This is a genomic window from Limnohabitans sp. Rim8, assembly GCF_943326455.1.
In the GTDB taxonomy this organism is placed as follows: domain Bacteria; phylum Pseudomonadota; class Gammaproteobacteria; order Burkholderiales; family Burkholderiaceae_C; genus Limnohabitans_A.
In genome coordinates, this window is the sequence record NZ_CALPTI020000004.1 from 214,851 (window position 1) to 221,023 (window position 6,173).

4 protein-coding genes are annotated in these 6,173 nt (G+C 51.2%); 3 read left to right on the forward strand and 1 reads right to left on the reverse strand.

The genetic code is table 11. The features are described from left to right. Nucleotides 1–9 precede the first annotated feature (9 nt). The 3 genes from Q1M54_RS04765 (at nt 10) to Q1M54_RS04775 (ending at nt 5,382) form a co-directional block, all read left to right on the forward strand. Nucleotides 10–1,398, forward strand: a complete 1,389-nt coding sequence (locus Q1M54_RS04765) for an EH signature domain-containing protein (RefSeq protein WP_300554542.1) — start codon at nt 10–12, stop codon at nt 1,396–1,398. Then, nucleotides 1,395–4,271 carry a DEAD/DEAH box helicase gene (locus Q1M54_RS04770; RefSeq protein WP_300554544.1) on the forward strand — a complete coding sequence of 959 codons (2,877 nt, stop codon included), beginning with the start codon at nt 1,395–1,397 and terminating at the stop codon, nt 4,269–4,271. The genes Q1M54_RS04765 and Q1M54_RS04770 overlap by 4 nt, the downstream gene beginning before the upstream one ends. 217 nt (nt 4,272–4,488) lie before the next feature. Next, complete coding sequence (locus tag Q1M54_RS04775) at nt 4,489–5,382, forward strand: DEAD/DEAH box helicase (RefSeq protein WP_300554546.1); 894 nt, start codon at nt 4,489–4,491, stop codon at nt 5,380–5,382. 7 nt (nt 5,383–5,389) lie between these two features. On the opposite strand, the gene Q1M54_RS04780 is transcribed toward Q1M54_RS04775, so the two are convergent. Further along, nucleotides 5,390–5,545, reverse strand: a complete 156-nt coding sequence (locus Q1M54_RS04780) for a hypothetical protein (RefSeq protein ID WP_300554549.1) — start codon at nt 5,543–5,545, stop codon at nt 5,390–5,392. Nucleotides 5,546–6,173: the final 628 nt, after the last annotated feature.

Below are 6,173 nucleotides of genomic sequence, written 5' to 3' on the forward strand. Positions count from 1 at the left end.
GCGATTTTGATGTTCACGCCCCTACCCACCTCAATGCCGAAACTGGAGGATGCTGTCCGCCAGATGGATGAGGTCGCTGTTCAGACGCCGCCACCCATGATGGAAATTGGTCAGCGGCTTCGTTTGGTTTACGCGAGAGCCAGACCCAATGCCTATTCAGATCTGAGCCAGAGCGAAATTCGCAAGTTGCCTTTTGCGTATTGGGTGGGTGATGCGCCATCCATTCAGGATACCGATTCTGAATTGACCCGCCTTTATTGGGATGTGTATTTGCCAGAAGCATTGGTGAGCAGCCCCAGGCGAGCGAAACGATGGCTTAGTCCACTCTTTTTTACTTATTGCGAGCACTTCAATCCAACGAGTTCAGTATTCCGTGACTTCGCGAATAAATTGCTGAGAGCAATTGGTTTATCGCAGGGTCTCTTTGCAGAAAAAATGCAGGATCTACATCGTCGGCACGGCTTCTTCAGTCCTTCTGAAGTACCCATGCGGTTAGCAAAGCATTTTTTTGTTAATCAGGGTAAGACCATTGATGAACTTATGGCCGAATCATTGCTATGGCCAAGTTTTGTTGAGTCGGGCTTGGGGGTCTCAACTTTCAGGGCAGGTCTATCTTTGCCGGGTGAACTTTACACCGCAGCTCAAACAATCTTCCGTGTGATGGATTGGAATAAGCGCTTATCGGCATCAGTCGTAAAAACTGACATGAGAGTGCCATTTGCTGATGCATTGCTACGGCATTGGGGCCGTCAAAAGCCTGTGGATTCAATCAAAAGCGTTTTGATCGATTTTTTTGTTCGTGTATACGGTGATCCCCGTTTTGCAGGGCATAGGCAGTATCAGTGGCAAGGTGTATCGCCACAGGCGATGGCTACGTTCAAGAATTGGCTAACGGGTGACACACTGCGTGGCTTCATGAAGCTTCTGCAACGAACAGCAGATGACATCTGGATGCACAGACAAAAGTTCTGGATGGCCTATTACGAGAAGGGGTGCATTGACGAAGCCTGGTTGGCGTTAGGACAGGATGCACTTTGGGAAGCGAAACGACTTTTGGTTGATGAGAAGGGTATGGGCTATGGCTATCTCGAGGGAGGAGCTTCCAGCAATCAATCGGTCATGTTCTTGAAAATTGGCGACCTGGTATTCACCGAATGGAGCCACAACGGTAGCTTACGTGCATATCGGGAAGGCTATTTGGATACCCCAAAGCTTTATGAAAAGAGCTATCACGGAGCTGATTTGCGAGCAGCGCAATCAATGGATTTCCATGATGGGGCAAATATCAACCCTGGATTGGTTCACAGCCATTCGGACAAAGGAACGTGGCAACGCAAAGCCCGCGACTTTATCCGCAGCAATACGGGTGTAACGATGAATGATTGGGAGATTGTGTGAAGCCTGAATTGACCCCTTACGGTGTTAGTTGGAATCTGGACAGCAACGTGGAGGCTTGGGTAAAGAGTTTGCCAATCCAGGCAGCAGCTGCGTTAACTGATTTCCTTGCTGAAAACCCCGAGTTGTGGCAAAAAAATTGCATCACAGTGCCCGCAGCATTTGTGGCGGCGTGGTCAGCCACAGTGGCTGAGCAGTTGGGTTTGCCAACTAATTGCCCTCTGGCTTTCGATGTACGTCTGTCCGGCGCCATGGGTAAACCGGGTGCCCAGATCAACATTCGTTGGCTTCAGCCGGGTAAAACTATCACTGCGCGCGATGTTTCTGCCACAGGGTTATGGCTTTCTTACCAAGATAAAACATACCGCGTCAATTCACCTATCTATGAAGTGCTGAGCTTGGTTGAGCTTTTTAATCAATCCCCGGAAGCTTCGATTGATGATCAGTTCAGGTTATGGGCTCGGATTCGTGAGGCCTTGGGAGACTCGGCAGTCAGTCATCTGACGGATGGTTTCTTAAAGTCTTTCCGTGTCATCACAGCAACTGCCCTGACCTTTGGTATTCGAACCGACGCTCATGGGCATGTGCAGTTAGATCCAGTTTTATTGGCGGATCAACAAGAGGATGGCGGCGAGGGACATGAGCAAGTTCGGGCACTTTCAGAGGCTGATGAGGCGTTGTTTCCGCAGCGCCTGGATCAGCTAAGAGAGGGCGCATCAGCTTTTCCTTTGAGTCAGGGCACTTATGTTGTGGCGGATGAGCCATTACAGAAAGCGCTTGCAGCTGTTAAGAAGTTGCGTCAATCGCCACCAGAGCAACGCAAACGTGCGGCGATGTATCCAGAAGCAGTGATTCGCGAAATCATGGGCGTGGATGAGTCCGAAGCAACAGTTTTCGTTGAGACGGAAAAATTTGCCGAACGCGTGCGCGATGTAGGCGAATGGGAAGCGCCTGTTTTACCGTGGATCAAAATTTCGCCACAGAACTGGGGTGGTCCTCAATCGGCTGGCATTCGCATTGGTGGTGTTGAATTGCCGCTGGATGAGCCCACGGTGTCGCAGGCCATCGCCAACATTCAGACGGCAATAGCTCAAGGGCAACCAACCGTTACCGTTGCCGGGCAACAGATTCCGGCAACTGCCGCCAACGCAAGTGCGCTAAAGCAGCTTCATACGGCCATGACTCGCGAGCCTCGTGCACCCGGGTCAACCGAACCTGATGATGCAGCCATTAAAAACGTGTTGATCATTGAAACCAATTTCGACGAGACTTCATTCACCAGAACATCCCAAGGTAGCCGTCCAGGGGCATTAGGTCTGCCGCACGGTCTAAAAACATCACCCAAAAAGCACCAAGAGTTTGGTCTGTCGTGGCTGCAAAAGCACTGGATGGAGGGTAGCAAGGGCGCTCTTCTTTGCGACGACATGGGTCTTGGCAAGACTTTCCAAGCCCTGGCTTTTTGCTTGTGGTTGCGTGAAATGATGGAGGTGGGAAGCATCCCCAAAAAACCACTGCTTCTAATTGCACCAGTTGGCTTGTTGCGAAATTGGGAGGCCGAAATTGATGATCACTTATTTGCACCCGGTTTGGGGAATTTGATTCGCGCGTACGGTGATCACCTCAAGGGCTTGCGGCGCGGTCGCCATGTAGACGGCACCGCTGGGTTAGACACAGCCAGACTGGCCTCTGCAGACGTGGTGCTTGCCAATTACGAAGCGGTCTCTGACTATCAACTCAGTTTTGGTGCGGTGTCTTTTGCTGCTGTCGTGTTGGACGAAGCTCAAAAAATCAAATCACCCAAAGCCCGCATGACCCACGCAGTGAAAGGGCTCAACGCCGATTTTTCGCTCGCGATGACCGGAACGCCCGTTGAAAACAGGTTGGCTGATCTGTGGTGCATTGCTGATGCGGTCCAGCCAGGTGCGCTGGCCGATTTAAGAGAGTTCAGTGCACGCTATGAGGTCGAGGGTGGCGACGTGCAGGGTTTGCGCCTGCAGGTTTGGCAGGAAGAGGACTCAACAGATGCACGCCCCAAACTTCTTTTGCGCCGCTTAAAAACTGAAAAATTGGATGGTCTGCCTGCCAAGCACGAGCATCTTTTCAAAGTGCCTATGCCGCCGAGGCAGGCAGATGCTTACCAGCGAGCATTGGCCATGAAAGAGATGTCAGGACCAGAGGGTACCCTGGGCATGATCCACGCCTTGCGGCGCGTTTCATTACACCCTTCCTTGATTGAGGGGGGTGTTCATGCCTCTGAACTGAAGGTTGAAGACTCAGCCAGGTTCATGGCCATGATGGACATTTTGGACAAGGTGGCTCCAACAGGTGAAAAGGTATTGATCTTCTTGGAGTCATTGGATTTGCAAGAAGCAGATCAATTGCCCCTGTTATTGCAAAGACGATACGGCTTGGCAAAGGCTCCCATGGTCATCAATGGACAGGTCAGTACCGAGGCTCGGCAATCTCGGGTTGATTCGTTTCAAAGAGATGCTGGTTTTGATGTGATGCTGCTGTCTCCTAAAGCGGGTGGCGTTGGCTTGACGTTGACTGCGGCCAATCACGTCATTCACCTCTCGCGTTGGTGGAATCCAGCCGTCGAAGATCAATGTTCTGACCGCGTTTACAGAATTGGACAGACGAAGCCCGTGCACATCTATTACCCATTGGCAGTGTTGCCAGATGAAGAGGATTTCAGCTTCGATGTCCAACTGCAAATGCTGATGGACCGTAAGCGGAAACTCGCCCTCAACTTGCTAGCCGCTCCTGCGTTCACGAAGGATGACTATGACAGTTTGATCACCGGCATAAAAAGGCCGTCAGAGTCTGGGAGTCTCCTTGAATCAATCCAAGTCGAGAAGATAACTCTGCGGAGTTGATAGGAGTAAGTTGATGCAAGGTAGCTATCACGACCCCGACTGGTCCGAACAGGTCACCATTCCAGTCAGGCGCGTGGGTGACCGTTGGGAAATTTTCTCCGTCGGCCAATGGTCAAAGAACCTAAAAAGAAACGATAAGTGAAGTGACTGGCACTTGTAGGAATCTCTACTTTGGACTCAAGAGCACTCAATAAAAGCTTCAAGGGATAAAAAATAAATGCTTCCATCACTACTGGCCAAAGACATTCAGGAAGGCCTAAGGCAATTCTTGACCACGGGTTTCGAGGCGTCTGACGACTTCATGAGCGGCATCATGGCCCGCTTTGTCAAAGACCCAAACGGTTGGCTCAAGGGTCCGTATTTACAGTTGGGCCTGCCGTTCACGCCGGGTGCGTCGGGCAAGCAGTTCTTCAAGACTTTTGAAACGCAGTTTCCGGGGTTCTCTCATCAAGAGGGCGCTTGGCAACGCTTGTCGTCTCAGCATATGGCCAGCAGCACCTTGGTGGCCACGGGCACGGGCAGTGGCAAGACCGAGTGTTTTGTGTACCCAGTGCTGGACCATTGCGCCCGCGCCTTGGCCGCAAAAGAGTCTGGCGTCAAGGCCTTGGTCATTTACCCCATGAATGCTTTGGCTTCGGACCAGGCGCGGCGATTTGCCGAGCTGGTGGCCACTGTGCCAGCCTTTAAGGGTTTGCGTGTGGGCTTGTATGTGGGCGGCAACGCCGTGGGCACAGGGCAGGGCACGGTCATGACGTCCACCGCTGTGATCACCGACCGCGACACTTTGCGCAAGAACCCCTGGATCATCCATGTGCGATCAGCGCACTACATCAATAACGATGAGCCCGAGAAATACATGCAGATGGCGTTGGAGTCGATGCTCCGCTTGGCCAATGAAAATGACATCCGAAGCTTAGCCTTGCCTGCCATTGGCACGGGGATGTTTAAGTTCCCACCGATGTTGGCTGCCCGAATCATTTGTCAGGCGCTCCATCGTTCGGACGAGTTGGCACCTTTTCTGCAAACCGTGCGCATTTGCCTGACCGATGCGGACATGGTTCAGTTGTTCGAATCAGCGAATGCTGAAGTTCAGACCAGCACAGTTCAATGATGGGGAATCAGCTATGAAATTCTGGAATATTTTCAGTTCGCTTGCCAGTACAGATACGGGTGAGCAACATCATGGCCCGGTTGCGTTGCGCAAAGCGTCGCGTGTCTATGTAGTCCAGTACCCGTGCCAGTTCGTCTTTTGTCAGTGTTTTTGCCTGTGCCATTTCAGTTCTCCTGTAATCATGTGTTTGCGTTAATTGCATTGTGTTTTCACATATTTATCTGGACAACCGGAGACCCGCCAAAGTGGCGGGTTTCAGGCTAGATCTGGCTCAGGATGAACTTCCTGTGGATAACTTTTTCACTGAAATTTTCTTCAATGATTTCAACGCTCAACCAGCGAAATCTTGTAAAAGCATGTTTTTCATAGATTTCCGCCGCGATCTCGCACTCTTTCAGTGCCCAGCAGAGCAGGGCGTCAAATAAGCCCTACAAGCGCTGATCGGTTGAGTCAGCACTCTGAGTATTCGGACCCAGAGAAAAACGTGTTGTAGGGCGTTTTACGCATGGACTTTTTGTGTGTGCTGCTTGGCGCATGTAAGCCTTGAGCGCCGAACAAATAACACACAACTACAACTCAATGCCAAAAACGAACAGACTCAAAAAGCGGTGTTGAGTCGGTATCCGTCCAATCTGTCGGGACTCTTGAAATCGGTTGTCCATCTGCGTGTCTGACACAAAACTGTGGGCATGCAAACGAAAAAGGACTCTCCGATGACATCGATCCAAGCCACAGAATTGGCAGCTTATGAAGCCAAGCATGCACGGGAACAAGCTGTGCAACAAATGCAG